We start from the raw sequence: 24049 nt of genomic DNA on the forward strand, positions 1-24049 counted from the left end.
CGACGCGCCACTGCGATTGAAAAATGTTCATATATTGAATCGACTGACGGGGATAGTTTTCGAGGTCTTCGCGCATGGCCCTTCTGGTTTAAATGTGCCGGACCCGAGCAATAGATAGTCTCCCCGTTTGATCAGATCATCAACCCGTGGGGTCTGCTCAGAGACTGTCTTCGCTGCTTTGTGGATCAGCGCGCCTCCTTCACGACAGACGAGCCCGGATCAGTCCCGTTAGATGCCTGATACCAACACCCACGTAGCCGATTGTTGGATCGCGCAGCAAAGTGCCCATCGAACGAAACATCAAAGCATGTCGCTTACTCAAGTGCGGCAGGATTGCTCCAATGTCGGTAAGGACGCGGTTCATTGCCTCGCGGTCACCGCGGCGAACAGCCGTTACGTATTCGCCGTGCAGGTTTGCGTAGAACCGCGGTGCGATCAGGTCACGGACGAAATACCGATTCTGACGAGGATTGTCGGGAAAGGTCTTCGCAAGCTTCGATGCGTAAATCATACGGGACCTCGCCATGCGTGGGCTATACGATGTCGAGCCTGGATAAATGCGCCATTTCGAAAGAGGTTCGTCAAGATAGACGTGATCGTATCCAGCGCGAAACAGCCGCAGAAATAGGTCATCGTCCTCATAACCGGATAGCCTTTCATCGAATCCGCCGACGGCCTCGAATGCTCGGCGCGAGATGAGTGAGGCTGATGGCAGGATGAACATGTCCCTGGCCAGGCACTCGATAATGCTTTGTTTCGGGTGTTGAGCGGGCACCCTATCCAAATAGCGCTTTGTGACCATTCCACCGCTTTCATCGATTTCATCAAGGTTGCTGTAGACCCAGCCAAGCGGGATTCCGCGCTTCTTCTGGAATGGCTTGGACAGTTTCTCGAGGTGATGAGGATGCCAGACATCATCCTGATCAAGCAGGGCAATCAGACGGCTTTTGGAGTGGGAGATGCCAAAATTTCGAGCAGACGATTGGCCGCCGTTCGGCTTGCGAAGCAGCCGGATCTTCGCATGTACCATCGCCAGGCTCGCGACGATGGCCGCTCCATCATCGGTTGAGCCGTCGTCCACAACCAGAACTTCGCTCGGGGGAAGGGTCTGGGCCAGCACGCTCGCGACGGATTCTTTGATGAACGTGGCGCCATTGTACATCGGAATAATAGCCACAATCGAGAGATCATCGGACGCGCCCATGGGAACTCCTAGTTGTCAGTCTGCAGTGAAGGGGATCTAATCTAAAGTTGAATCTATCGCAATCCGGTATCGAACAAGTTGGCGACGAGTCTGTGCTGAAGCAAACCAATACAGATCATCGCTCCCGAATCGATGCAGATACGTAAGTCCCACATAAGCAAGCAGACCACCCCGACCGCGCCATCTGGGCGCCGGCGCATGCCGCGCCGCGCATCGATCTCCTTTGCGGCGATATGCTGGTCGCTGATCTGCATCAAATTATTCCGGTGTCAGATTTCGTCGCGGCCGCGCAAGCCTACACCTGGCAGCTGATCCACAACGCATCTGCGTCGACGATCCGGCCTACGGGCGGCGAGTGAAGAACGCGAGCCTTCCGGGCTCTTTACCGCGGCCAAACGCGTCACCGTCAGCGTCATTCTTGAACGCACCTTCTCCCATCGAGGACGAGCTTCACGATCCCTTTGAAGGGATCGGCTTGCGGCTCTGCTTGGCATCGGCAGAGTTTCTCAATCAGATACCCATCCCGACGCGCGGCGTCTCTGCTCGGATTGGTGCCATCTTGAAGCTTAAGCGCCTTGCAAATAACCTGCTTGGAATTCAGCACTGCCTTAAGCTCAGCCCCGAACAGACCCTAGCAAGCATCAAGGACCGCCGACGGAGATCTCCGAGTATGCTTGTAACACAGCCCCAATTTCACCAAACATCTGGATTTGACCGCGCTCCATCCAGATGGCTTTCGTACACCACTGCCGACAAATTTCGAAGCTATGAGAAGCAAGCACCAGGATGCTGGCTCGTTCAACGAAGGCAGCTACACGTTGCTGCGCTTTGGCAAGAAAAGCTGCATCACCAGCCATGATCCACTCGTCCATCAATAGGATTTCTGGCGAGAAACAGGTTGCCACGGCGAACGTCAATCGCGTCATCATGCCCGACGAATAGGTTCGTACCGGGATGCTCAGATAGTCACCGAGCCCTGTAAAATCACCGATGTCCGCCATGTGCGTTTCTATCTGCCTCGCGCTTAGCCCAAGCAGCATGCCACGCAGCCGGATATTGTCATATCCGCTCAAGTCAGCATCGATTCCCAGAGCGATATCAAACAGAGGTGAAATTCGGCCACAGGACGTTACGTTCCCGCTTGTCGGTTGGTAGACTCCGGCCATTGTTCGAAGCAAGGTTGTCTTGCCGGCCCCATTACTTCCGATGAGAGCTACGCGATCACCAGCGGTCAACTGGAAAGAGACGTTTCTGAGCGCCTCAACGACGATCCGATGACTGGCATCTGTCGCAAGCTGGCCGCCGGTGCCGCGAAACAAGATATGCTTTTTGAGAGAGCGCGAACCTGTTTGGTAGATAGGAAAGGAAACGCTGACATCCTGAAACGCAAGCAGAGGCGTCTTGTCAAAGGCTGATGTAACCATCCTTTAAATCCAATACGCGATTCGGCCGCGGAACCGCGAAAGCAGGTAGAATGAGACGCCGATATTGAGGGCCGTGATCAATCCTACCGCGCAGTAGTTCTCTGTTGATGGCATCTCTCCCAGGAGCGGGGCGCGCGCCACCTGCAGCAGATGAAAAAATGGATTGTATCGGGTGATAAAGGCGTGCCCCCTCAGTGAGTCCGGCCGCCAAAAGATCGGTGTAAGAAAGAACAGAATTTGGACGACCGAATTGATGACTTGCGGAATGTCGCGAAATCTCGCGGAGACCATTCCAATTGTCAGGCTTGCAAAGATCCCATTCACGATAATGGCCAAGAGGCCAACGATCGCTAAAAGGGCAACTGATCCGGGCCAAATTCTGAAATAGATAATGACGCCGAAATACACGACGAAATTGTGCGCAAAAATGATCAGCTTGGTCCAGTTGAAACGAAAAACATAGACCGAGAAGGGCAAGCTAATTTGCTTGATGTAGCACTCAGAGCCGGTGAACAGCGTCCCGCTCTCAGTCAAATAGCTCGCCATCAACGTCCAGACCAACATGCCGGAACAGAAAAACGGAATAAATTTGTCGACTTCCTGCTGAAAGAGCTCCGCATATACCACGCCCAAAGCGAGGACCATGACGCCCATGCTGGCGGTCAGCCAAAACGGGCCGAGAACGGAGCGCCGATACCGCTGGACAATCTCGTTCCAGCCCAAAGACCCCCAAAGCCTCCAATGAGTTAGGCCATCCAGGAGGTCCAAGCGGGCACTCTTGAAGCCTCGGGCGGTAGTGGTTGCCGGGAGGCGGACGTCGAACTGGCTTTGATCAACGGACAATGGATGCATCGGTTTGCTCGGTTACTTCGCGGCGGACTCAGGTTGTCTCACGATTGCACAGACTTTAGGTCTGAAGTCGGTTGCATCGATCATGCAGTCAGCTCGCGGGGGTGGACCCGGATGTTATGCCCGCTTGAACCTGAGCCTCTTTGCGAACGGGCTGCCCAATCACCGGATGATCATCTCGTGCCGCTAATTGTTCTTGCCACGGCTTCCTGCGTCGCGGAGGAAACGCAAGTTCAAAGGAGATTGTCGCGTCAGTGGCGAGATTGTCGTTGTGAAAGGGATCACGCGATAGCTCCAGGTTCCATGTTTTAAGCATATAGGCAGCCTCGCCTCGCGAATCTTTCGAATTGTCTTCGTGCGCGTCGGAGTTATCGCGCCTGGATTGATGATGGTAGAGCTCCGCATGCGGGGTCCAGATGTTTCGGTACCCGCGGCGTCTGAGTTTCAAACAAAAGTCAACGTCGCTGAAGGTAACGGGCAGGTTGATTTCATCCAATCCACCGACCTGTTCGAACACCGATCTGCGTACAAGAAGACAGGCTCCAGTTACGGCGGAGACTTCGGAAACCAGCGCATTCCGACCGAAATACCCGGCCGCGCTTCGGCGCAATCGATAATTGAACGGATTGGCAATACCAGGCAAGCCGAGCGCCAACCCACCATGTCGAACTCGACCATCCGAATAGACCAGCTTTGCCCCAACCGCACCCACGTCGTCTCGAACGGCCCATGAGACCATCTCGGAAAGCCAGCCCGGATTGATGACCTCAATATCATCACTTAACAAACCGAGTATTGCTCCGTTTGCCTGCCGGGCCGCCATATTGATCATTGCAGAATAGTTGAACGCCCCCCTATGCGTCAGGGTACGAACGCGGAGATCGTCACCGAGCCCCTGAAGGAACGGTTGGCGCTCCGTGGATTGGCTTTCGTGATCGACCACAACAAACTCGACATTGGGATAGTCGGTCTGCTCAAGGAGGCCTCTTGCACAAGCAACAGGCGAGTTTGTTCCGGCGAGCGTTGGGACGATGAGTGTCACGCTCGGCGACTTTCTTGGAGGCGTTCGGCGAACACGTACCCAGTGCGGCAAAACGGGATGTGATTGCGCGACGGCGTTCTCATGGCCTCTCTGCAGGTGCTCGTCGATGGCCCGTCGAGCCGCTTCAGCACACCGCGCAGATCTTGCTTCGGAGAACGAGCTCGCTCCAAACTCGCGGCGCCAGTGATAAAGGACAGTTGGAATGTGGTGAATTCGATCGCGTGAGCTAGATTCAATACATCGAAGCGCGAGATCGTAGTCCTGACTGCCCTCAAAGCCCAATCGGAATCCGCCGACGCTCTCCAGGAGAGAGCGCCGATAGACTCCCAAATGACTAATGAGGTTATGGCCGAGGAACAACTCTTTGTTCCAGTCTGTCTTAAAATAGGGGGTCTGACGGCGACCTTGCCGATCGATCTGATCCTCATCGCTGTATATGATGTCGAGATCGGAGCGGTCATTGAGGGCCACGACAACTTCATAAAGGGCGTGCGAAGCCAGTACGTCGTCGTGATCCATCAAGGCGACGAACTCGCCTTGAACGAGCGATAACGCAGAATTGGAGGCCGCCGAAATGTTGCCGTTAACGGCTCGCCTGACCAGTTTGATTCGAGGATCTCTCGTGGACTCTTCCAGCAAGGCTTGTACATGCCGATCCGGCGATGCATCGTCGGCAATGCAAAGCTCCCAGTTAGGATACAATTGTTCGCGAATGCTTTCAATTGCCGCACGAAGAGCCCAGGTCGGCGGGTTATAAACCGGCATAACGACGGACAAGAGGGGCTTGTATCGTAAGAGGTTTACATGGCGGCGGATTGCGTCAACATCCGAGGGGGTCAACGTGTCATATTGTTGCACCCAGCTCTGGTACTGCCGATTTTGCAGTTGGTTCGTAGCCATGAATAGACGTTTGAGCGGCGAGCGCATCCAGTTCGGTAAGCGACGCGCGCGCGACTTCAAATAGTCGACGTATTCATTTGAAGCGAGTTTGTGGAACACTTTCTTGCAGGCTCCCTATGTGACCCATTGCTCCAATGTCAGCTGTGGCTATCGGCAAGGCCAACGATGTATCGCGCGTAGTCGCCTTTCCCCAATGTTCCGGCAAGCCGGATCAGTTGGTCGCGATCAATGAACCCCTGTCCGAAGGCAATCTCCTCTGGGCAAGCAATTCTGAATCCCTGACGTCGCTCAAGCACGGAAACAAACTCTGCGGCAGTAAGCAGGCTGTCGGGCGTTCCGGCGTCAAGCCAGGTGAAGCCGCGACTCATGCGCTCGACAGCAAGCTGCTCCCGGTCGAGGTAAGCCCTGTTCAGATCGGTGATCTCCAGCTCGCCTCTAGCTGACGGCCGTATACCGGCTGCCAGATGGACAACCTGCGGATCGTAAAAATAAAGCCCCGTTACGGCAAAGTTTGATTTTGGCTGTCTTGGCTTCTCCTCAAGGGAATCGGCCTTACCGCTCTCATTGAACGTGATGACGCCGTACCGCTCAGGATCTGAGACCTGATAGGCGAACACGGTGGCGCCGTTCGTGCGCGCACGTGCGTTCGCAAGCAGCGCAGGAAGCCCGTGCCCAAAGAAAATATTATCGCCCAGGATAAGAGCTGAGTTGTGCCCTTCCACAAACGTCGCACCAATAACAAAGGCTTGCGCCAGTCCCTCGGGCTTTGGCTGCGGCATATAAGACAATGACATCCCCCATTGAGCGCCATCTCCAAGAAGGGACTGGAACAACGGAAGATCGTGGGGCGCCGCTATAATCAAGATGTCTCGAATGCCTGCGAGCATCAGGGTTGTAAGTGGGTAGTAGATCATCGGCTTGTCGTAGACCGGCAGAAGCTGCTTGGAGGTCACTGCCGTCATTGGATAGAGGCGTGTACCGTTCCCCCCGGCAAGGATGATTCCCTTCATAGTCCTTTCTCCTCATGCGAAATGCGATCCAAGCAGGCCGAGATGGATGATGGTGTCGGTGGCAAGCTGATCTCGAAAAGTGAGCGCAACCTTTCAGTTGACAGATGTGAATTGGCAGGCCGTACGACCGCGGTCGGATATTCGGCGGACGAGGTGGCTTCGACTGCGGCCGAGGGACCCGCTCGTCTCGCGCTTTCGCTAAAAATCAGACTGGCAAATTCATGCCAGGTCATAGCTTCCAATCCGGCGAGGTGGGTGATCCCGCAATATTGCTGCTGCCAATATCTCAATCTTCTGGCCATTGAGACGATCGAAGCGGCGATGTCGGGTGCATAGGTCGGGCAGCCCCGTTGATCGTCCACCACACGAACGCACTCTCGTTCAGCGCTTAACCTCAGCATCGTGCGAAGGAAATTGTGCCCGAACGGCGCATAAACCCAAGACGTCCGCAAAATCACGTGGCGTGGATTGGCGGCGGCGACCGCAAGCTCGCCCTCCAGTTTGGAGCGTCCATAAACTCCTTGCGGATTCGGTTGGTCCGTCTCTACGTAAGGTCCCGGCTTTTTACCGTCGAAAACGTAATCAGTTGAGAGATGAACGATACTCGCACCAACTTTGTCTGCCGCTTTCGCGACTTCGCCGGCCGCGTCGCGATTTATGGCATAGGCTAAATCGGATTCGGTCTCCGCCCGATCAACAGCTGTGTAGGCAGCTGGATTAATCACGATATCCGGCCTGAACGACATAATTGCACTGGTCACGGATTCAGGCCGCGTGAGATCGAGCTCTGGCCGGGCCGCAAAACCAATGACCAAGTCGCTCTCGAACGCAGCCAACTCTCTGAGGGACCTTGATACTTGTCCCTTCGTCCCGATAACGTAGAGGCGCACGTTGTCCTCATTCTCTTACGAGACCGAGGCGCTCGCCGGCATATATCTTCTCTCTTAGAGGTTGCCACCAATGTTGGTTTGACAAGTACCAACGAACCGTCTTCGCGAGTCCGGTCTCAAACGTTTCTTTGGCCTGCCAACCCAACTCATTTTCGATTTTTGAGGCGTCGATAGCATAGCGGCGGTCGTGACCCGGCCGGTCCGGCACGAACTGGATGAGCTCGTGATGCGACTGATCAGTTGGCCGCAATAGGTCCAACCACGAGCAAACCTGGCGCACCACATCGATGTTCCGGCGTTCATTTCTTCCGCCTATGTTGTACGTCTGGCCTGGGCGTCCGCGCTTCAAAATGAGTCCCAGCGCGCGCGCATGGTCTTCGACATGGAGCCAATCGCGAACATTCGAGCCGGTCCCGTATACGGAAAGCGGCTGGCGATTCAGAGCATTGAGGATCATCAACGGGATGAGCTTTTCCGGGAAGTGATAAGGGCCGTAGTTGTTCGAACAATTGGAAACGACCACCGGCAAGCCATACGTGTGATGCCAGGCCTTCGCGAGATGATCAGATGCGGCCTTGGTTGCAGAATAAGGAGATCTTGGATCGTATGGCGTAGCTTCAGTGAACAGCCCGTGCTCTCCGAGTGAACCATAGACTTCATCAGTCGATACGTGGACAAAACGGAAATCTGACACTTTTTGAGACGAGAAGTACCGCCGGGCAGCTTCGAGCAAGGCGAAGGTGCCGACCACATTGGTCTGCACGAAGACATCTGACCCTGAAATCGACCGATCAACGTGGCTCTCAGCGGCCAAGTGCATCACGCCAGCGGGGCGATATTTTGCAAATAGGGCGTCGACGGCCTCGACATCGCAGATGTCCCGCTGCTCAAAATGATAGCGCGGATTGGCGGCAATGGGTGCTAATGATGCCAAGTTCCCCGCATAGGTGAGCTTGTCCACCACGACCACTTCGTAGCCGAGCTCTAAAACGAAATGACGGCAAACCGCCGACCCGATGAAACCGGCACCACCTGATACGAGAATACGCATTCAATTGCTCAAGCTTCGGCAGCTGAAAGGCGGGCGGCAGCTCGTCTTGGTTGCCCTTGTCCAATCGCTCCACGGCATCCTGCAATCGACCTCGAATGCGGGATCAACTCGAGCGATTGCGCGGTCGCATTGATGTGAATAGTTCGTCGGTTACCTTGCATATCCCGGCCGTCGGTATCGATTTCTGTACCGATGCGGGAAGCTTTAAGGGAACGCCAGTCCCATTTGAGATAGGCGGGTTCTTTTATTGTCGCGCAGCCTTCGCCGAGGATCGGCTGCTCGGCCTACGGCAACAGTTCGCCAGCCGAGGTGAAGTGTACGATTTTGCTCGACCCAAGTTCTACGCGATGTAGGCTCGCCTCAAACGCGCCACGATCCTGAACGGCGTAATGTTAGCCGAGTACGCCTTTCGTGGCATTTGGCCATCATCTGGGTTGCTCCTCTGCCGCGTATCACATGGAACAGCGCCTCTTGCCAGTAAGACTATCAATGGTGGGCAGGCCAATATCACTGCAGCGCGCGTTCGCTTGAAATGGACTCGAATAAGGCCGCTCGATGCAAAAGGCGCCTGCTTGTTGAAGGGCCCCTCATTGTTGCGCAGGCGGCTCCGCGTACGCGACGCGCGCCCCTCGGGCTCACAAGGTGACTGATGTTCAACGGGCGAGTTTTCTGAGCTGGTTGAGCTTACGCTCTTCGCGAGAGGAAACGCGGCAGGTGGATGCCATCCCAAATGGGACGCGCGCGGAGATTATTCCACTGCTATGTGCCTCGCTGGGCGTCCAAACTAGCGTCTGGCTCGCTGCGCCGATCGAGGGTAAATCCGTTGAGCGATTGGCAGCAGCAAGCAGCTGGAAGCATTGACCCGAGAATGACACCACCTGCTCGCTCTCGCAAGAAGGGCTTCGCCGTTTGCATCGCGCTGGCTCGGCTCGAGGATAGGGCGGGCAAGGACAACGAAGGCCTCGTAGAGTCGGCGTCACGAAACCACACTGGATCATCTTCCGCGCGTGATCGACACAGAAAGAGCCTCACTTTTTCTGAGTGTATTCTGCCTGGAAACGTTTGGAACAGCTGGTCGGAATTCGGCGGTGATGAAATTGAAACCCCTTTTTCAGCGCTTTCCTTCCAAAGAAACAGGGTCGAACAGATTACGACGTGGCGATCGACCCTGACGGTCAGTCAAATTCCCCCGGGTGTGGTCACCTCAAACTCCCCCACCTGATTCCACCTCGCTGGGCGGCTGATCGGCCGCAAAGCGCGTAGCAGGACGTTTATTTTCGCCCCCTTTTAAGGAAGAGGGGACGGGGAGTTGAACGTCTTGAAGCCGCATCTGCAAAGCACTGTATTTACGTTACTTGAGCGACGAGCCAACGAGAGATCCAGCGGCTGACGGGGATCGACCGCAAGACGATCCGGCGCTACCAGGCGATATTCGTGTCCCAGCGAGCGGCGGAGGCAAATTCCCCCGGGGTGACCGCCGGCTCTGAGGCCTCCGAAGGCCAAACGCCCCCACCTCCGCGACCGCCGGCTATCGGAGCGACGGTGGCCGCCAAGACGTTTGATTTCGCCCGCTCAGCCTGTGAACCGCATCGGGAATGGATCGAGCAGCAGGCCCGTCTGAAGCGCAATGCGCAGGCGATCTATCAGGATCTGGTGGATCAGTTCGGCTTCACTGCCAGCTACGAGAGTGTCAAGCGCTTCGTGCGTGCCTTGCGCCACATCGATCCCAAACAGTTTGACCGTCTCGAGTTTGCCCCCGGCGAGGAAGCCCAGGTCGATTACGGCGAAGGCGCGCTGACCCGAGATCCGAAGAGCGGTCGTTACCGCCGGCCGCGCCTGTTCGTGATGACCCTGCGCTACTCGCGGCGCAGCTTCCGGCGGGTGGTCTGGAAGTCGAGCCAGCAGATCTGGGCACAGCTCCACGAAGAGGCTTTCCGGTATTTCGGCGGCGCCGTCGGCTATGTCGTGCTCGATAATCTCAAGGAAGGCGTCATCACGCCGGACCTGTACGAGCCCGAGCTCAATCGGCTCTACGGCGCGGTGCTCGCGCATTACGGCGTCGTCGCCGATCCGGCACGGGTGCGGGACCCGAACCGCAAGGGGACCGTGGAGAACGCGATCCAGCACACCCAGGGCACCGCGCTCGCCGGGCGGCGCTTCGAGTCACTCGAGGCTCAGAACGGCTTTCTGGAGCACTGGGAGACGAACTGGGCTTCCAAACGCATCCATGGCAGCACAAAGCGTCAGGTCGAGGCCATGTTCCAGGAGGAGAAGCCGCATCTGCGGCCATTGCCCGCGACCGGCTTCCGCTACTTCTCCGAGCTCGTGCGTACCGTCTACGACGACACCACCGTGCGCGTGGATCACAGCGACTATGCCGCGCGCCCTGCGCCGATTGGCAGCCAGGTCGTGGTACGCCTTTACGAGACCACGATCGAGATCCGCGACCGCAGCACCCAGGCGCTGCTGCGCGTTCATGCCCGCGCCACACGCCGGGTTCGCTCAAACTGCCGCACAACGAGCGCCCGTTCAATCCATCTCGTCAGACCGCCTTCCTGCTGGCAAGCGCCGGCGACATCGGACCGCAGGCGAAAGCGCTCTGTCAGCACCTGTTCGACACCGAAGGCCGCCTCGGACAACGCGCGATGTGGGGCATTGTCGGACTTGCGAAGAAGTATCCCGCCCGGCTCGTCGAGCAGGCCTGCGATCACGCGGTGCGTAATCACATCCATCGCTACAAACAGGTGCGCGCCATCGTCGAGCGCCTGTTCGAGCAGGCGCTCGATCGTCTCGATCGAGCACCACAACTCTCGCTGTCTCTGACGCAGGATCATGCACTGATCCGTCCCGTAGCCGAATACGGCGAACTCTTTCGCCTCGGAACCCAGAACCGTGCGGGTGATCAGCCCGCACCAAACCGCGCTCGCGTCGTCTCCGCAACCCCGGCCGGCTCCGACGACGCGAGCGCTACCACCGAGACGCCGACCTCGAATGCCGATCAACACTGCCACTCAACCTCCACAGGAGATCGCCCAAGATGACCATGACCTTGCCGGAAATCGATCGCTGCCTGCGACAACTGCGTCTGTCGGGCGTACGCGACACGCTCGAGACCCGTGTCCTGCAGGCCCAGGGCACCAACCAGCCGTTCCTGGAAACCTTCTCCCTAATCCTGCAGGACGAACTGGATCGTCGTCAGTCCCGTCTTATCGAGCGGCGCTACCAGCAATCCGGGCTTGAAGAGAAGCTCACGCTCGCTGAGTTCGACTGGTCCTTCAATCCAAAACTGCCGCGCCAGGCCTGCTTCCAGCTGTACACGCTGAAGTTTGTCGCCGCTGGCGAAAACGCATTGCTGATCGGCAAACCTGGCACCGGGAAATCGCACGTGGCCAAGGCGGTCGCCTACCAAGCCATCCTGCAAGGCCACAAGGTCCAGTATCTCGAGGCCGACGACTTCTTCAACCGTTACGCCCTCAGCCCCGCCGCTCAGCGCGAAGCTCGACTGCGGAGCATCTTTGACTGCGATCTGCTCGTGCTTGACGACCTGTTCCTCGCCCGCACCATCCCCGACGAAGCTGGCGCCTTGCTGCAGACGCTGATCCATCAACGCTATAAATTGCACCGCAGCGTCATCGTCACGTCCAATCGTGTCGTGCAGGACTGGGGCGCTTATCTCCGAGACAACACCATGAGCACGACGATCCTCGACCGTCTGATGCATCATTGCCATCTGCTCGAGTTCGACGGTCGCAGCTACCGCCTCAAGGAAGCCGCCGAAGCCCTTGCACGCAAAACGGAGTCAACCTAATACCCTCTTGTCCTGCTCCACAGGTGGGGGAGTTTGCGCGACCACAAGTGGGGGAATTTGAAGTGACCGTCCGGGGCGATCGATCCGCTTCATAAGCCTCAGCGCGATCGTAGGCGGCCGCAATGGGATACGGGTACTCAATATGCAGATAATGTCAGCGGTTCTACTTTATTCTCGACGATTCGTGACCGAAGCGTCGCTCGCCTGCACAACGTGGAGCGGTCCAGAGGTAGGCCGTGCGGACAGTCTGAGACTCCGGAATGTGGACATCGTCGTGCTTGCGCTCGTGGCCGGGCTACCTTGGTCGACGAGCCTAACCAGCATACTTGGAATCGTACTCTTCTTTGGCATTTTCACAACGATCCGCACCGAGCGGATGCTCGCTACTATCAGTCATCCAGCCGGGGCTCTGCCGCTCGCGCTCGTATTGCTAGCGGCGATAGGGGTGACCTGCGCCAACGGAGTACCATGGCCGGAGCGGCTCAACGCTCTCGGAAAAATGACCAAGCTACTGCTGCTCCCGCTCCTGTTGTTCCATTTCCAATCCAGTCCGCGGGCGAAATGGATGTTCGTGACCTTCGTAGGGTCGAACATGATTCTGCTGGTCTACTCGTTCGTTGCATCGGCAATGCCGGAATTGGCGATCGTTCAAAGGGTAGGTGGGTTCGGCGTTCCCGTGAGAAATTACATTGACCAAAGCCAAGGGTTTTCGCTTGTTGCTGTGGCTTTGGCAGGCCTTGCATTCGAGGCTGCGTCTCAGCAGAAGCATCATTTGGTTGCGGCGCTGGGTGTGGTCAGCTTCCTATTTTTTGCTAACCTTGCCTTTATCAATGTCGCCCGAACGGCGTTCTTCTATTTGCCGATAATGTTGGTCCTCCTGACAATACGTTACTCAAGCCAAAGAACTGCGTTGGTGGGATTCATCGGAGTCTGCATCTTATGCGGGGCGTTGTGGCAAACATCTCCCAATCTCCAACGAAAAGTCTCCACGATTTTCATAGAAGTGGCCGCATTCCAGCCAGATGCCCAGATTGGAGAGAAAGAGCCTTCAGCAGCTGAAAGGCTTGAATTTTGGCGCAAGTCGTTTCAGTTCATTGAACGAGCACCGGTCCTGGGCCATGGGACTGGCTCGATTCGACGCCTCTTCGGTCAAGAATCGATTGGGCGAACCGGAATATCGGCGCTAGTTGTGAGCAATCCTCACAATCAGACGCTTGCGGCCGCGGTGCAATGGGGCAGCGTTGGGATCCTCGTTGTCTGGGCAATGTGGATAGCGCACGTACGGCTGTTCTGCAGCAGGGCCCTGGTTGCCTGGATCGGAATGCTTGCGACAGTGCAGAATATTGCAAGCTCGATTTTCAATTCGCACCTGATGGACGCCTACGAGGGCTGGCTTTACGTATTGGTGGTTGGGATTGCAGGCGGGGAAGTGTTGCGGATTGAAGGCCGTAAGCCGGCCCTTTTGAATTCTGCCATCGGGCCTGGTTCGCTCTAAGTTGTGAGTAAGGCAAAAGCTATCCCATCCGGGCCACGTCCAAGGATCTCAACTTTCGAGGACGCTCGGCGCGAACGCGTTCCCTTCAAAATGCTTTGGCGGCACGCATCGTCAGATGACCATCGGTCAATTGCGCTCAGCCCTCAACTCCAGTTTACGCTGAGGATTTGCGCCCTTCGTACGCGTCGCGATCAAGGCCCGCCGAATGCGATCTCCTTCAATTGGCCATGCTGAGGCCCGTCAAGCTCTCAAAGGCGACCTGCACGAAGAGAAGAAAGAGAAGCGCGAGCAGTATTCGCTTGGAGTGCCGATGGAAGAGATGTTCACGTAATCGTGCAAGAAGGCTTCGAATCAGAAAGCGTGCGGGTGCTTGAAAGCGTAAAAGGACCGACAGTCGGCAGCCTGATCGTCGACGCGGTCGGCGCCGTTGAGAAGGCAGGATCCGTTTGTCGCGCCAAGCTGAAATTGGACTAAGGAGCCCGAGAGGATCCCGCTCGCCGAGCTCAGTTGTTTGCAAGGAACCGAGGTGCTTTCCAAAAGGGGCGACATTTGCGCCGAAGACCGTATCTCATCACTGAGCAGGCGCTGGACCGAGAGCCCCGGACAGGGGCGCTAGCGTCCGGCGCATGGCGTGGCGTAAGGATGCGCCATCCCCCTTGCTCGATGATCCGGTGCTTTGTCCCAATGGCGGAAAGGATACGGGCACCGGGACGGCCAATCCGTAGGCGTCAAGCAGCGCCGTATAGCCGGCCGGGGTGGCCATCTCGGGTAGTCGTCGGTCACGAAAAACATTCACGGGTCCTGAAAAGTCTGTCTGCATGGGCTCAGTTCCTGAAAAACGATACCGGCCGTGAATTTGGTTCGCGCGGTCTCCCTCAGGCCGAAAAGTTATTCTGATCTGCGACCGTGTCGTGGTGAGCCAGGTTCCGAAAGATCTGCTCGCGCGAACTGCCGCCTTCCTTCTTCTGAAGGACTCAAAGTCCAGCTACGTCATCGAAGGCGAGAGACCTCGCAGGATCGCATCCAGCGGTGGGGCAGAGTCATTGGTGAGGCGGGACGGGCAGCGCTCGAGGTTGTGCGGATATTGCAGCGGGGCGGGCAGTCGTCGCTGGCCGCATGATCGTCAAGGCAGCAAGCCGGGCCGCGCAGGCGGCCCCGCTTCGTGAGTCAAAAATTTGACGCGCCTAAGGCGCGCGTCGTCCTATTGCATCTCAGAAATAGGGATCGAGATTCTTGACAGCGATGACAAACATCTCGCCCTTACTGCCATCGGGTCCGTTTGTGCCGCCACCGAGATTTACCGGGTTGGGGTAGTCTCCTGGCGAGCCAGGGCCCGAGGGACCGCACCAGCCATTTCTTCCCGCGCCTGAGCCGCCGCCGCCAGGAGTGCCCGGCGCTCCACCGCGACCGCCAGCCCCGCCCAAGCCGCCTTGGTTGTTGACGCGGGAGTAGCTGAACGTATCAGCTCCCCGCTTCAGCGATACGAATACGAGTGTCGCACCGGCGCCACCGGCACCGCCGTTGCCTCCATGCCCTCCTTGGCCTGCAGTCCCACCGGTACCTCCAGGACCGGGCCCTTCATGGCAATCAAACGGACCAGTTGCGCCTTCCTTTCCGTTCCCCGCATGGCCGCCATCGCCACCCCGACCACCTTGCCCGCCTACGCCGCCATCAATTCCGCGCACAAGAACGGCGAGATTCAGAATGCCAGGCGGGATCTCCTTTCCTTTGTCATCCAGGAGCTTCTCCGCAATCACATAGATTGTAGGAAGTGTGATCGACAATCCGTCTGAGCCTGGTCCTCCCGGTTGTCCCGGATGACCATTATTGCCGCGTCGGTTCGTCTCACCGAAATCATCTTGACCTTTCTGTCCCACCGCACCGACATTTCCGTTATTTGCAGCGGATTTACTCATGTCGCGCTCGATGAACGAATAAGCTGAAGCGTCCCGGAACTTAAGAGTCTTAGTGGCGATCGCGACCCACGGGTAAGAGAAATTCGCCAAGACCAGATGTGCGTCCTTGTCGAACACAATTTCATCGGCCTTGATGACCTGCTGGGTAAACGTCTCCGACTTTGTGATGGGAATGACAGACCTAATCTTTGGTGCGGCCTTAATCGCGTCGGCGATTTCTTTCGGCACCTCCGGAGGAGCGACAACTTCCAGATCAGACGCATCGCGCGTCATAACTGCCGCGCGGTCGACGAAGATACTTTCGGCAAACGTGTGTGGCGAGCAGGCCAGCAGCATTGAGGTGGCCAAAAGCCAAGTTCGCATTGTGAATCTCCATTTAAAAAGCAATGACGCCCAGCTTCCAAGTGGCGCGCTGGGTCTAATAAACGTACAGTACTAATGCTGCATCAGCGTGAAGGCCGTTTGCGGCCTTGTCCGCGCGCTGAGCGCAGCTTCTCTTCGTTTATCTTATGAAAACGCATTTTTTGCGCGCCTCCGCCTCGCCAAGCCAATTTCATTCGGCCGTCCTTTGGCGCTGTGCGCGACCACCGGGCAGGGAGACTACACGCAGCCTACAAAGCGAGACGAAGCTTGGCTAAGGCCGATGCAACAAATCGCGCGCGCAGGATCGCCTCATCAAGCGGATCAAGTGCGATCTCAATTGGGTCGTACTTGAAAAGCCCTATCGACAATTTCCGAATGACGTCTCGCCTGACCGACGGCAGCCATTCCTGTTGTTGCGTTCAAGGGCGGCCAAAGTTCGGTTGACTGTTGCCGTCGACGACACCTTTCTGATCAGTCCTGGCGCCTCCTACTCCATGCCGCTTCATCCGACGAACAACGTTTGCTCAGACTAGGCGCAGGCGGAAGCCTTTCTCGGCCGCTCGCACCTTCATGCTTTTCGGTCCGACGCCGAGTTCGAGGAACGGGCCGAGGAGTCCGCACAAGGCCGACTCCAATCCTTTCTCGAACGAAATCGGGCGTCATAGATTGAACATCGAACGCGCCAATAAACATGTGCCAACGGTGGTCCCCGGCTGCGCGGCGCTACGTTGCCGTCTTCGGGGAGGACTGTTGGCAGCACTCGCGTCAGGATCGTCGAATCTACGACCGCGTGGACGCCCGCGAGTGCGCCGTCGCGATCGCGGTTTAGGATCTACCGCGTGCCTCCCTCTGAGGAAGGCTGTCGATATGTTCACTGTGTCAGGTTTCTCAAGCCGCGATTAGTCGTTCTCGCACAAGCGACGCGAATGGCTTCACTAACCCAGATAGATGCAATACGGATCATCTGGAGGGCAGTCACACCTTCTTGTTTCCTCCGAGAGATTGCTGAGTTCTTCCTTCGAGTTGATGAAGTCCTTTATCTTCGTCAGGCTCTTTCGTTGTACTTTCACAAACAGATCGTCGGCGTCCAGGGTTTGATTTAATTCGCTCTCAAGGCCCGCGTCTTTTATCTTCTTCATTATCTCCTTCATGCCGTGAACTCCGAAGCTGACGTGCGAGCCGCCGGGGCGTGATGCCTTCTTCGCTACCTTCGCAGGGCGCCCGCTAGGCTTCGGCGCCGGACGCCCCGTTTTACGTTTTGGAGCCGTCTTCCTGCCCTTTTTAGCCATTTCAATTCTCCTCATTGATTAACGACGATGGTGGGCTTGAAAATCTTCTGCGCCAGGAATTGCTCGACGGCCAGTGCCGCGCCCTGCTCAGCTCTACCGCCAGATGCTGTCAGGAGGTTGCGAAAGACAGTCCTGCCCGCGACGGCTGTTTCGCCAACTCTCGGACGATCAAAAATGGCCTTGCGGTCGGCGTCGATTTCCTTCGCCGCATCCTTGTCAAGGAAGAGGCCAACTGTGAGTTGGTGAGTGTCCTTACGCGAGACCGTAAGCCCCAAGCTAGCGTCAGCGAAACCAAACCCACTGCCTAGCGGGATGAAGGTTATTTTAGGGGTTGCCGTCGTTCCGATCGTGGTTTGGAATTGTAGCTGATCGACCATCGTAGGCGGGCCCGCCACGGTAGTTATCTTTCCTAAGTCCTTGTTGAGGCCCCTCAGGTTAGCGAACAACGTGAGCAACATGAAGTCTTTCACCACTCGATCAACTCCGACTCGTCCGGCAATTGGATATATGTAGTTTTCCGCAGCAAGGCGCCCCGTGCAGTAATCCTCATGCACGCTCATAAGCAGGCTGCCAAAATTGTCGGTAATCGTGAACGACCGCTCGTTTTGCCGTTGCCTATCGAAATTCCCGGTCACACCGAGCGACACCTTGGAAGTGATGGGTAACGGCCGGAGAAGATTTATTGTTGGGTCTATATTGTTCGTTTCAAGTCCGAGTAAGTCGTAATTGTAGGCGATGCCGGTCTTATAAAGCAGGCCAACCACAGTGTGCGCAAAGCCGGTCAGCTTGTCGGGATTAAATCGAGTAATCGAGTCCCTATCTGAGTCGTAGGCCTCTTTCGCCTTGAGACCAACTTCAAGTGAGTGTTGGTCGAGATTATCATGGCGCATGTTGTCCGGTGTCGTGAGATACGCGAACAGAACGTCGATGACCGCCTGTCGAGTCTCACACCGGATTTGCCTTGCGATATCGTAGGTCCGGACGTGAACAACGTCCTCGGGCAGCGGATGAATGGCGCATCCACCTAGGAAAAACACAATCAAAAATATGTTCGCCAATAATAAACTACGTTTCGCCCAAAAAGAGAAAACTCTCATGGCGCCCTTCCCCCGCAATTATTTCCCCTGCGCTATTTATGCACAAATGTGCGGTTACTTAAAGTTGAAAAGTGACAAGCGGTTGACCGTTTCCCGATGCACGTTGGTCAGTTTCGGCAATTTCTTACGTGACGCTAAAGCCGTACGTGCAGTCAACGGTCCAATCGCACCGGGATCCCGTGGGCGAGACGATGGCTGGGTCACCTTCGCGCTGAAGAACGAAGGCCTGGACCTTGCAATCCTGAACAGGCTCGTCCTCGATGTGACCGAGGACGAGATTGCAGGCTTGTGCGGCTGACGGGGCTCTACACACGCAATCCTTCAAGATCAAGTCGATCGTCACCATTGTCTGGCTTGGCCGAAGCCCCATGTGTTGAGGAAATTGTCACATGTTTTCGTGCTGAAGAGCATTATATGAAGTATGTGGTGAAGCATTTCATCGGATCCGGGCCATCTTACGCGCGATTGCAACCTCATTGGCCTCTTCGTGCATCTTTGCTGCGCCGAGCGCGTTGCGCGTCAAGCATTTGATCGCCGCGGAAATCATCTGCTCAGTCGCGAAATGTCTCTGCGCAATGCGTCGCTTGACGACTGCGGATACATTTGTAGTATAACAATCAAAGATTGTATGTATATTGATCAGAACGAAGGCCGACTGCCGGCAGCATTTCGGAGTCGTTTTGAGCTAGCGTCGGCGAATTCATCTTTGAAGAACGGTGGGCATCTGCACGGAATAAGCAGCCGTAAGCTGCTGATCTGTGTCGCCCCGATGACGGGTCAGCGGGGTGTACGTTCCGCACAGAGCCGGAATGGTGAACGGAAGAGATGCTGTGCTTTAAGGCGGGCTGTGCGGGGCATGGAAATTGATCAGTCGCGATTTCGGCAGCTAGTTCAGGACTCACGCGAAGACCGCGATCGTGTGCGTAAGCTCGTCGAGGACAAGCGCTGGTGCGACGACGAACCCGATCGTATTCGTATGGCTATGTATACCGCTCGCACCGCTCGGCAGACGATGCCGAAATGCGCTGAGGCGGTGCAGGGGCCGGATGACATGCAGGTGTCCTGGCTTCTGCCAGCCGGCGCGACCGCGCGGCGCGCAGTTGCATTTGTCGAATCGTCGAATGGCGGCAAATGGACCGCGTGCACCGGTTTTCTGATCAGTCCCGATCTTTTCATAACGCATCAGCATGTCGTCGCGGACGAGAATGCCGCGCTTGCGACGCAAATCACATTCGATCGTGAGATGGGCAAGGATGGGTCACTCAACCAGCTTTCGTCGACGTCTCTCAACGGCGGCTCGACGTTACCGAGATCGAGCGTCTCGATTTCGGTGAGCAGATCAGAACGGCCGACACGTTCGAGGTCAGCGATCAGCCGGTCGCCGGCGAAGCGCGCCTCGCCGTCGCCTAGCCGATCTTTTGTCAAAGAACCTGTAACTTGAAGCCGGCTCGCCTCCTTTTGAGCCATTCTGCTGTGAAACTGTGGAGTTCATCGTGAAGAAAGCTGTGGGCATTCTTCTCTGCCTTCTCACCCTTGTGCCCTCCAGCGCCTCCGCTTGGTGGGACGAAGGTCACATGCAGATCGCTTACCTGGCCTACAAGCGGTTGGATCCGGCGATCAAAGACAAGCTCGATGGCCTTCTGAAACTCAATCCTGACTATGCAAATTGGATATGCAACGCACCGGATGAAGCCTCACGAGGCGCTTATGCTTTCGTACACGCAGCAACCTGGGCCGACGACATCAAGACCAAAGCGGACTACCAGGAGGATCGCATTACGGATGCGACCGCTGCACAGAACGTGGCATACGACAAGCTGAAGCACGCCCATTGGCACTACAAGGATATCCAGTTCTCGCCAGACGGCACACGGCTGCCCTCTTCCGATCCCGTCGATGCGGCAAAACAAGCGAAGGTCATGATCGCCGCTCTGCCGGCCGCCTCCGGAGCATCGGATCAGCTTCGTTCATACGATCTTGTGTGGCTGCTTCACCTCGTCGGAGACCTTCATCAGCCGCTTCATGCAGTCGCCCGGTACACTGCAGAATTGCCTCACGGTGATCGCGGCGGCAATTCTGAATTGGTGATACCTGCGAGCGGCGAGACGATCGCGTTGCACGCGTACTGGGACCGGATCTTCGGCGGGTATTCGTCCGTATTCGGAGCCATGTTCGATGCGGATGACAGGGCAGGGCTTGGATCGGTCTCCGTCCCTGCCGGAGCCGAAACCGTGCTTGATCCCGATCGTTGGGCAGCCGAGAGCTTCGAACTCGCGAAGACGTACGCATATGCGGCTCCTGTTGGAAGCGGGGCCGCCGCTGTTTCCCTTACGCGCGACTACGAAACCAACGCGCGCAACGTGGCACGCTCTCAGGCGGCGCTTGCCGCAGCTAGATTAGCAGGAGTGCTCAACGAAGCCTTGCGATAAAGACCAGGAAAACCATGCTCACGATAAAGACCAGGAAAACCATGCTCAGGCCATGCAGCAGCGACTGTACAGCGCGTCTGACTGATCGAAGGGTTCACCCCTATGACGACTTGGGCTGCACGCTCACGCGGGATTTTGAAGTCTTCCAGTTCGTATCCGATGGAGGACCAGTCCCGTCTTCTCTGGAAATGCGGCTCCAGCATGCACAACGCGATGTCGCGATTGCGGATGCGCTCAGGAAATTCCGCTTGCGCGCGTGCGGCTTCCGCCGCATCGGGCTCTCGTGAACCGAGCCGCTTTGCGTCTCGGCCCATTCGGCTTCGATCCCTCGCGCAAACACTCAGGAACTCCTCCCCGGGTGCCGCTGCTAACCGGTCTTGTCGCTGCACGCGGACCCGCGTGCCCCTTCGGCTCGCTATGCTCACGCTCTCCGGGTGCATTTCCGTTGAGGCGATGCGCTCCTTGGCGCACTCCTGATCGGGCCGGATCATCAGCACTGACCATCCACAATTCGGCACGTGACGCTCTGCGATGATAGGGCGACTGAAGCTGCATCGCCGCTGAAGCGTCTCGGTGATCGTCGCAGCAGCGATAAGCTAGCGGCCGAGATCACTTTCGTAATTACGGCAGGATAAGGCACAATGCCGAATGAACGTGGGCCTCCCAACGGTTCCTTCTATCTTGGCGGCACGACTCGCCGAGCATCCCCGTAGGGGTAACAAAGACCATTATTCGGGCGATGTCGGCACCTTTCGCGAGGTGTGAAAAATCCTTGAAACAGGCGCCGCGGCGTAGATCGCTGCTGACTCCTGGCTTTCCGACATAGGTTCGTATCGGATGAACAAACGTTTTCAGCGACTTGCTCCGAACAAGAAGGAAATTCGAAGTAGATGCCACGCAAACTCTGGGGGATGATCTATCGCTTTCACGGCAGAGAGAAGACCTACTCGATCGTGCCGTACGGCCACGAAAAGCACGGCACCGCTTCACTCGTTACGGCACGCCAGAAACCCGACGCCGCAAAGGTCCTGCTCGCCCACCCGCCGGTCGATCCCTCGATCTGTCGGCAATTCGAACGGAATCGCCATGTGGCTGAGCGCCCCTTCAGCATGTGGATCGATGAATGGCTTACGGAGAAAAAGACCGAGAAGATCAAGCGCGGCAGGGTTGTTACCCTGCGCAGTCCCGAAACCATGGCGCTACTCGAAAGATGGGCCGGTTATCTGAAGAATCGTTTCGGCAACCTTTATCGGCGGGACATCAAGCGCTCCGACGTGCTCGCCTTCTTTCGGGCGATGCAGGCTGAAGGCAGGTTAGAGACCCGTGATCGGGTCCACAGTATCGGCGAACAAGTCTGCGACTACGCGGACCTCGAAGGCGATGGTTACAATCCGTTCCGTGCCTGCAAGAAGCAACTCGCTGTTAACGTCTCGACACCACGGCCCGGCGTCACTGAGCCGCAGGATGTGGCTCGTCTTTTCAAGCTGATCATGCCGCGGTGGGAGAAGGCAAGATTTGGGGACGTTGTCGGTGATGCCCTTCGGATCGACGCATTGACGATCCCTCGCCCCGGCATGATCAGCGATATGGAATGGACGGAAGTCGATTGGAAAAACAAACGCTGGATCATCCGGGCTGCGAAGATGAAAGCCGGATGGGACCATGTGGTGCCGCTGTCGCGCCAAGCCCTCGCAATCCTGCGACGCGTGCAACACGTGAACGGTAATCGGCGCTACGTGTTCGCTTGTGCCAAAGACGCCCCGCTTTCCAACGCGACGCTCTGTCATCGGCTGCGTGCGCTCGGCATCGATACTAAGACCGAACATTGCGCCCACGGCTTCCGCACGACGTTCTCAACCCTCTGCCATCATGAGGAGTTCAAGGACGCCAAGGCATGGGACGGCGATGTCATCGAATTACAGTTGGCGCATCTCGAAAGTGAATCGGTAAGGGCGATTTACAGGCGTCACGGGCCTCTGGCATTGATCGGCTCGCGCACTAAGCTGATGCAGCATTGGGCTGATCGGATCGATGGCTTTGCCGATCTCAACAAAAAGTGCCGTTCTCAAAGTGTCCGTACAGTCCCGAACAGAAGATGCGGCTGATGGGTCGCCGGATCAGGTAAGGCGCTGGTCCGCCTGCCGCTCGGCTCAACAGGCTTGTGCTGAGCCTTGGTGAGCCAGAATTTATCAGACACCTGAATCACGATAGGACATAAGACGGAATTCTCCCTGCCGGAGGCCCGCTGTGCGGATAGAGCATCATGGCGATGCCGCGAGCTTGACACCGCCTGAGGATTCGCCGAGATATTGCCATGGTTGAGAAGGACATCCATATTGTCGCCCGGTTGGCCGGCATCCCCAAGGCGGGGTGCCGGGATGTCGACCACGCAAACTGAACACGCGGATCGCCAACCCTGACCTCGCCCCTCGCGGACAAGCTCTTTCGGCTTGGAACCGTTGCCTCATCCTCCCTTCATGGAGGAGATGAATATGGCACAAAACATCTACGACAATCCCGATTTCTTCGCGGTCTACAGTCAATTGCCCCGACAGGTGCACGGGCTGGACGGCGCACCGGAATGGCCGGCGATCCGGGCCATGTTGCCCGAACTGCCCGGCAAACGCGTTGCCGATCTGGGCTGTGGCTTCGGCTGGGCTTCGCGCTGGATGAGAATCCAGGGGGCGGCCTCGGTGCTCGGTCTCGATCTCTCGCAGAACATGATCGCGCGCGCCAAGGCCGATACCTCGGACCCGGCTATCGAATACAGGATCGCAGACCTCGAGATGCTGAAACTGCCCGAGGCGGCTTTCGACCTCGTCTACAGCTCCCTGACGTTTCATTACATTCGAGATTTCGAGCGCTTTGCCCGCATGATCAAAAACGCGCTGGTTCTCGCAGGAAATCTGGTCTTCACGATCGAGCATCCGATTTTTATGGCGGCAGCGCATCCGCATTGGATCGCCGATGAAGACGGACGCATGACCTGGCCTGTCAATGGCTATTCGGTCGAGGGCGAACGCCGGACGGATTGGTTCGCCAAGGGCGTGCTGAAGTACCACCGGACACTCACACGACGCTCAACACGTTGATCGATGTGGGCTTCGAGTTACGGCGTGTCGAGGAATTCGCCCCGAGGCGCGAACAGATCGAGCAGTCGCCCGAACTGGCCGAAGAGCTAGAGCGGCCAATGATGCTCCTGGTCTCGGCACGAAAGGCGGAGTGCGTTAAGAGTGGCGCCTCACGTGCTACATGATTCGGGCGGCTCGCGGTTGACTACCA

General features: G+C 57.0%; 17 protein-coding genes and 3 pseudogenes. 9 read left to right on the top strand and 11 right to left on the bottom strand.

The window, feature by feature from the left end; translation table 11 throughout:
* Positions 1–199: 199 nt before the first annotated feature.
* The 8 genes from ACNJYB_RS05340 to rfbB all read right to left on the bottom strand — a co-directional run bounded on the left by ACNJYB_RS05340 (position 200) and on the right by rfbB (position 8370).
* Positions 200–1204 carry a glycosyltransferase family 2 protein gene (locus ACNJYB_RS05340; protein WP_439373042.1) on the bottom strand — a complete coding sequence of 335 codons (1005 nt, stop codon included), beginning with the start codon at positions 1202–1204 and terminating at the stop codon, positions 200–202.
* Positions 1205–1257: 53 nt separating this feature from the next.
* Complete coding sequence (locus tag ACNJYB_RS05345) at positions 1258–1458, bottom strand: hypothetical protein (RefSeq protein ID WP_439373043.1); 201 nt, start codon at positions 1456–1458, stop codon at positions 1258–1260.
* A gap of 387 nt (positions 1459–1845) precedes the next feature.
* Positions 1846–2628 (bottom strand): ABC transporter ATP-binding protein, encoded by a 783-nt coding sequence (locus ACNJYB_RS05350; RefSeq protein ID WP_439373044.1) that lies wholly within the window; start codon positions 2626–2628, stop codon positions 1846–1848.
* Positions 2629–2631: 3 nt separating this feature from the next.
* Entirely contained in the window at positions 2632–3396 is a 765-nt protein-coding gene (locus ACNJYB_RS05355; RefSeq protein ID WP_439373045.1) for an ABC transporter permease, read from the bottom strand.
* Between the two features lie 172 nt (positions 3397–3568).
* Complete coding sequence (locus ACNJYB_RS05360; RefSeq protein ID WP_439373046.1) at positions 3569–5518, bottom strand: glycosyltransferase family 2 protein; 1950 nt, start codon at positions 5516–5518, stop codon at positions 3569–3571.
* A 38-nt stretch (positions 5519–5556) separates the two neighbouring features.
* Entirely contained in the window at positions 5557–6429 is an 873-nt protein-coding gene (rfbA, locus tag ACNJYB_RS05365) for a glucose-1-phosphate thymidylyltransferase RfbA (protein ID WP_439373047.1), read from the bottom strand.
* Positions 6426–7319 (bottom strand): dTDP-4-dehydrorhamnose reductase, encoded by an 894-nt coding sequence (gene rfbD, locus ACNJYB_RS05370; protein WP_439373048.1) that lies wholly within the window; start codon positions 7317–7319, stop codon positions 6426–6428. Before rfbD ends, rfbA begins: the two co-directional genes overlap by 4 nt.
* A gap of 7 nt (positions 7320–7326) precedes the next feature.
* The gene (gene rfbB, locus ACNJYB_RS05375; protein ID WP_439373049.1) at positions 7327–8370 is read right to left on the bottom strand and encodes a dTDP-glucose 4,6-dehydratase; all 1044 of its coding nucleotides are present in this window, start codon (positions 8368–8370) and stop codon (positions 7327–7329) included.
* A 1309-nt stretch (positions 8371–9679) separates the two neighbouring features.
* Between rfbB and istA the strand changes: the two are divergent.
* The 4 genes and pseudogenes from istA to ACNJYB_RS05395 form a co-directional block, all read left to right on the top strand.
* Positions 9680–11411, top strand: a pseudogene (gene istA, locus ACNJYB_RS05380) (IS21 family transposase).
* A 2-nt stretch (positions 11412–11413) separates the two neighbouring features.
* The gene (istB, locus tag ACNJYB_RS05385) at positions 11414–12178 is read left to right on the top strand and encodes an IS21-like element helper ATPase IstB (protein WP_439375466.1); all 765 of its coding nucleotides are present in this window, start codon (positions 11414–11416) and stop codon (positions 12176–12178) included.
* Between the two features lie 262 nt (positions 12179–12440).
* Positions 12441–13673 (top strand): O-antigen ligase family protein, encoded by a 1233-nt coding sequence (locus ACNJYB_RS05390; protein WP_439373050.1) that lies wholly within the window; start codon positions 12441–12443, stop codon positions 13671–13673.
* 905 nt (positions 13674–14578) lie between these two features.
* Positions 14579–14763 (top strand): annotated as a pseudogene (locus tag ACNJYB_RS05395) (Fic family protein); the annotation flags it as partial.
* Between the two features lie 121 nt (positions 14764–14884).
* Here ACNJYB_RS05395 and ACNJYB_RS05400 read toward each other — a convergent pair.
* From ACNJYB_RS05400 to ACNJYB_RS05410, 3 genes are all read right to left on the bottom strand, one after another.
* Entirely contained in the window at positions 14885–15952 is a 1068-nt protein-coding gene (locus ACNJYB_RS05400; protein WP_439373051.1) for a hypothetical protein, read from the bottom strand.
* A gap of 935 nt (positions 15953–16887) precedes the next feature.
* Positions 16888–17241: a hypothetical protein gene (locus ACNJYB_RS05405; protein ID WP_439373052.1), complete on the bottom strand. Its 354-nt coding sequence runs from the start codon at positions 17239–17241 to the stop codon at positions 16888–16890.
* Positions 17242–17252: 11 nt separating this feature from the next.
* A complete protein-coding gene (locus ACNJYB_RS05410; RefSeq protein ID WP_439373053.1) occupies positions 17253–18338 on the bottom strand; it encodes a hypothetical protein in 1086 nt (361 codons plus the stop codon).
* Between ACNJYB_RS05410 and ACNJYB_RS05415 the strand changes: the two genes are divergently transcribed.
* The 5 genes and pseudogenes from ACNJYB_RS05415 (at position 18337) to ACNJYB_RS05435 (ending at position 24023) form a co-directional block, all read left to right on the top strand.
* A complete protein-coding gene (locus tag ACNJYB_RS05415; protein WP_439373054.1) occupies positions 18337–18636 on the top strand; it encodes a hypothetical protein in 300 nt (99 codons plus the stop codon). The two genes, ACNJYB_RS05410 and ACNJYB_RS05415, sit on opposite strands and share 2 nt — an antisense overlap.
* Positions 18637–19194: 558 nt before the next feature.
* Positions 19195–19779 (top strand): hypothetical protein, encoded by a 585-nt coding sequence (locus tag ACNJYB_RS05420; RefSeq protein ID WP_439373055.1) that lies wholly within the window; start codon positions 19195–19197, stop codon positions 19777–19779.
* Between the two features lie 52 nt (positions 19780–19831).
* Complete coding sequence (locus ACNJYB_RS05425) at positions 19832–20767, top strand: S1/P1 nuclease (RefSeq protein ID WP_439373056.1); 936 nt, start codon at positions 19832–19834, stop codon at positions 20765–20767.
* An 890-nt stretch (positions 20768–21657) separates the two neighbouring features.
* On the top strand, positions 21658–22872 hold the full coding sequence (locus ACNJYB_RS05430; RefSeq protein ID WP_439373057.1) for a tyrosine-type recombinase/integrase: 1215 nt from the start codon (positions 21658–21660) through the stop codon (positions 22870–22872).
* A 387-nt stretch (positions 22873–23259) separates the two neighbouring features.
* Positions 23260–24023 (top strand): annotated as a pseudogene (locus tag ACNJYB_RS05435) (class I SAM-dependent methyltransferase).
* Positions 24024–24049: the final 26 nt, after the last annotated feature.

Origin of the sequence: Bradyrhizobium sp. SMVTL-02, from assembly GCF_051853005.1 — a bacterium.
Classification (GTDB): domain Bacteria; phylum Pseudomonadota; class Alphaproteobacteria; order Rhizobiales; family Xanthobacteraceae; genus Bradyrhizobium.

Coding starts and splice junctions, on each gene's coding strand:
- ACNJYB_RS05340 (WP_439373042.1), bottom strand. CDS start 1,204: ATGGGCGCGTCCGATGATCTCTCGATTGTGGCTATTATTCCGATGTAC.
- ACNJYB_RS05345 (WP_439373043.1), bottom strand. CDS start 1,458: ATGCAGATCAGCGACCAGCATATCGCCGCAAAGGAGATCGATGCGCGG.
- ACNJYB_RS05350 (WP_439373044.1), bottom strand. CDS start 2,628: ATGGTTACATCAGCCTTTGACAAGACGCCTCTGCTTGCGTTTCAGGAT.
- rfbA (WP_439373047.1), bottom strand. CDS start 6,429: ATGAAGGGAATCATCCTTGCCGGGGGGAACGGTACACGCCTCTATCCA.
- rfbB (WP_439373049.1), bottom strand. CDS start 8,370: ATGCGTATTCTCGTATCAGGTGGTGCCGGTTTCATCGGGTCGGCGGTT.
- istB (WP_439375466.1), top strand. CDS start 11,414: ATGACCTTGCCGGAAATCGATCGCTGCCTGCGACAACTGCGTCTGTCG.
- ACNJYB_RS05400 (WP_439373051.1), bottom strand. CDS start 15,952: ATGCGAACTTGGCTTTTGGCCACCTCAATGCTGCTGGCCTGCTCGCCA.
- ACNJYB_RS05405 (WP_439373052.1), bottom strand. CDS start 17,241: ATGGCTAAAAAGGGCAGGAAGACGGCTCCAAAACGTAAAACGGGGCGT.
- ACNJYB_RS05415 (WP_439373054.1), top strand. CDS start 18,337: ATGGCGCCCTTCCCCCGCAATTATTTCCCCTGCGCTATTTATGCACAA.
- ACNJYB_RS05410 (WP_439373053.1), bottom strand. CDS start 18,338: ATGAGAGTTTTCTCTTTTTGGGCGAAACGTAGTTTATTATTGGCGAAC.
- ACNJYB_RS05420 (WP_439373055.1), top strand. CDS start 19,195: ATGGAAATTGATCAGTCGCGATTTCGGCAGCTAGTTCAGGACTCACGC.
- ACNJYB_RS05430 (WP_439373057.1), top strand. CDS start 21,658: ATGCCACGCAAACTCTGGGGGATGATCTATCGCTTTCACGGCAGAGAG.